Annotated in this window: 3 protein-coding genes and 1 pseudogene; all 4 read left to right on the top strand. The window is 73.4% G+C overall.

From position 1 onward, the window contains the following. Positions 1-142: pseudogene (locus AB0O00_RS33530) on the top strand (sensor histidine kinase); the annotation flags it as partial. Further along, positions 139-843, top strand: coding sequence for a response regulator transcription factor (locus AB0O00_RS33525; RefSeq protein WP_363658278.1), 705 nt, complete (start codon positions 139-141; stop codon positions 841-843). The pseudogene AB0O00_RS33530 and the gene AB0O00_RS33525, both read left to right, overlap by 4 nt. Positions 844-968: 125 nt before the next feature. Continuing rightward, positions 969-1,541, top strand: coding sequence for a DUF485 domain-containing protein (locus tag AB0O00_RS33520; RefSeq protein WP_363658276.1), 573 nt, complete (start codon positions 969-971; stop codon positions 1,539-1,541). A 41-nt stretch (positions 1,542-1,582) separates the two neighbouring features. Further along, positions 1,583-3,217: a cation acetate symporter gene (locus AB0O00_RS33515; protein ID WP_363658280.1), complete on the top strand. Its 1,635-nt coding sequence runs from the start codon at positions 1,583-1,585 to the stop codon at positions 3,215-3,217. Positions 3,218-3,255 lie beyond the last annotated feature (38 nt).

The following is a 3,255-nucleotide window of genomic DNA, read 5'->3' as shown; positions in this document are numbered from 1 at the left end:
CGACGCGCGCGGGGAACTGGCGGCGAGCGGCAGCGGGTACGGTCTGCTGGGGATGCGCGAACGCGCGGAACTGCTCGGCGGCACCCTGCTGGCGGGCCCGGAGGACGGAGGGTGGCGCGTGCTGCTGCGGGTGCCGGCGTGAGCGCGGGAACGACCAGGGTCCTGGTCGCGGACGACCAGACGGTGGTGCGCGAGGGCATCGTGATGCTGCTGGGGCTGCTGCCGGGGATCGAGGTGGTCGGCGCGGCGGCGGACGGGGAGGAGGCCGTCGCCCTGGTGGAGCGGCATCACCCGGACGTGGTGCTGATGGACCTGCGGATGCCGCGCGTCGACGGCGTCGAGGCGACCCGGCGGATCCGGGCGGCGCACCCGGAGACCGAGGTCGTCGTCCTCACCACCTACGCCGACGACGACTCGCTGTTCCCGGCGCTCCAGGCCGGCGCGCGCGGCTACCTCACCAAGGACGCCGGCGGCGAGGAGATCGCCCGGGCCATCGCGGACGTGCGCTCGGGCGCGGCCGGGCTCTCGCCGCAGGTGCAACTCCGGCTGCTGGAACGGCTTTCGGAGGCCCCGAAGGCCGCCCCGGCAGCCACCGGGGACGCCCCTGCGCAGCCCGCCGCCCGGACGGGGGAGCTGCCCGACGGACTCACCGCCCGCGAGGCCGAGGTGCTGGCGCTGATCGCCGAGGGGCTCTCCAACACCGAGATCGCCCAGCGGCTGTTCGTCAGCCCGGCCACCGTGAAGACGCACATCAACAACCTCTTCGCGAAGACCGCCGTGCGGGACCGGGCGCAGGCCGTCGCGTACGCTTTTCGGCACGGAATCACCGGAACGCATCAGTAGTCGGATGAGTGTCTGTCGGATCATCGATCACCTCATCGAGTGAACGTATCTGCAATGGTCAAAACCGCTGCTCAGAGCCCCTCATGATGGTTCGGGTCAGAGTGCCCGCCGGTTCAGGAGCAGCAGTGCCACAGCAGCAGACGAGCAGTCCCGGGCAGGGGCAGCGATTCGACTGGTGGGCCGCTCCGGCCGCCGCGAGCGCGTCCACCGCCTCCGGTCGGCCCAACCCGGGCACCCGGTCGGCCGTCACCCGGCCGGGCCGCACGGTGCCGACGCAGCCCGCGCCGGCCGTCCCGGCCGTCCCGACCGTCCCGGCTGCCGCGCCGACCGTGCCCACCCCGGCGCCCGCCGCGGTGCCCGCCGCCGCGCCGGCCGGCGCCACCGACAGCACCGAGGTGTACCGGACGGTCCAGGCCAGCGAGGCCTTCCAGGACATCCGGCGCAGCTACCGTTCGTTCGTCTTCCCGGTCAGCAGCGCCTTCCTCGCCTGGTACCTCGCGTACGTCGCCGCCCAGGCCGCCGCGCCCGACCTGATGCGCACCCCGGTGGCCGGGCCGTTCAACGTCGCCTGGCTGCTCGGCCTGCTGCAGTTCGCCAGCACCTTCCTGCTCACCTGGCTCTACGCCCGCAACGCCCGCACCAAGCGCGACCGCGCCGCGCTGGGCCTGCGCTGGGACACCCAGGACCAGCTCCGATGACCACCGCGGCGTCGATCGCCACCCCGCCCCCCGTCGCCCCCATGGGCGACCACCACGACCTCGCGATCACGCTCTTCGCGGTCATCGTCCTGGTCACCCTCGCCATCACCGTCTGGGTCGGCCGCCGAGGCAGCGCCGCCGAGGACTTCTACGCCGCCGGGCGGGACTTCACCCCGCTGCAGAACGGCTTCGCGCTCTCCGGCGACTACCTCTCCGCCGCCTCCTTCCTCGGCGTCGCCGGGCTGATCGCCCTCTACGGCTACGACGGCGTGCTCTACAGCATCGGCTTCCTCGTCGCCTGGCTGGTCGTCCTCATGCTGGTCGCCGAACTCGTGCGCAACGCCGGCCGCTACACCCTCGCCGACGTGCTCGCGCTGCGGCTGCGCCGGCGCAAGGTGCGGGCCGCGGCCGGCGGCGCCAGCGTCGTCGTCACCCTGCTGTACCTCGTCGCGCAGATGGTCGGCGCGGGCTCGCTCGTCGCCCTGCTGCTCGGCACCAACAGCGCGTCCGCCAGGACCTGGACCATCGTCGCGGTCGGCGGCCTGATGATCGTCTACGTGACGGTCGGCGGCATGCGGGCCACCACCTGGATCCAGATCGTCAAGGCGTTCCTGCTGATCGCCGGATCGGTGCTGCTCACCATCCTGCTGATGGTCCACTTCCACGGCGATCTCGGCGAGTTGATGCGCCAGGCCGCGCGGCACAGCGGCGCCGGACGGCGCTACCTCGAACCCGGGCTCAAGTACGGCGCGACCTCCACCAGCCGGCTCGACTTCTTCAGCCTCGGCCTCGCCCTCGTGCTCGGCACCGCCGGCCTGCCGCACATCCTGTCCCGTTTCTACACCGTGCCCACCGCCCGCGCCGCCCGCCGCTCCACGATGTGGGCGATCGGCCTGGTCGGCGGCTTCTACCTGATGGCCATCGCGCTCGGCCTCGGCGCCACCGCCCTGGTCGGCTCGACCGAGGTGCGGCACGCCAACTCGGCCGGGAACACCGCCGTCCCGCTGCTCGCCCTGGTGCTCGGCGGCGGCAACGGCAGCACTGGCGGGGTGGTCCTGTTCGCACTGATCTCCGCGATCGCCTTCGCCACCATCCTCGCCGTCGTCGCCGGGCTCACCCTGGCCTCCTCGGCCGCCTTCGCCCACGACATCTGGGCCGGCGCCTTCCGCGGCTGGTCGCTGCGCCGGCGCACGGGCGACGCGGCGCTGCGGGACGTGGAGCCCGTGAGCGACCGCCAGGAGGTCGTCGTCGCGCGGATCGCCGCCGTCGGCATCGGCGCCGCGGCCATCGCGATCAGCCTCTTCGCCCAGCAGCTCAACGTCGCCTTCCTGGTCGGCCTGGCCTTCGCCGTCGCCGCCTCCGCCAACCTGCCGGTGCTGCTCTACACGCTGTTCTGGCGGCGCTTCACCGCCCGCGGCGCGGTCTGGTCGGTGTACGGCGGGCTCGTCCCGGCCATCGTGCTCGTCACCTTCTCGCCGGTCGTCTCCGGCACCAAGGTCGCGCTCTTCCCCGGCGTCGACTTCCACTGGTTCCCGCTGGAGAACCCCGGCATCATCTCCATCCCGCTCGGCTTCCTGGCCGGCTGGATCGGGACGCTCACCTCGCCCGAACCGGCCGACTCGGACCGCTTCGCCGAGCTGGAGGTGCGTGCCCTCACCGGTGCGGGCGCGGCCTGAGCCGTGCCCGCACCGGGGAACCCCGGCGGGCCTGGGGC

Origin of the sequence: Kitasatospora sp. NPDC093558, assembly GCF_040683475.1 — a bacterium.
Taxonomy (GTDB): Bacteria; Actinomycetota; Actinomycetes; order Streptomycetales; family Streptomycetaceae; genus Kitasatospora.
Note: the sequence above shows the minus strand (reverse complement) of the source record. Positions and strands in the feature narration are given on the sequence as shown.

What these genes read in the sequence shown, in the direction of transcription:
- AB0O00_RS33515 (WP_363658280.1), top strand. Translation starts at nt 1,583, where the DNA reads ATGGGCGACCACCACGACCTCGCGATCACGCTCTTCGCGGTCATCGTC.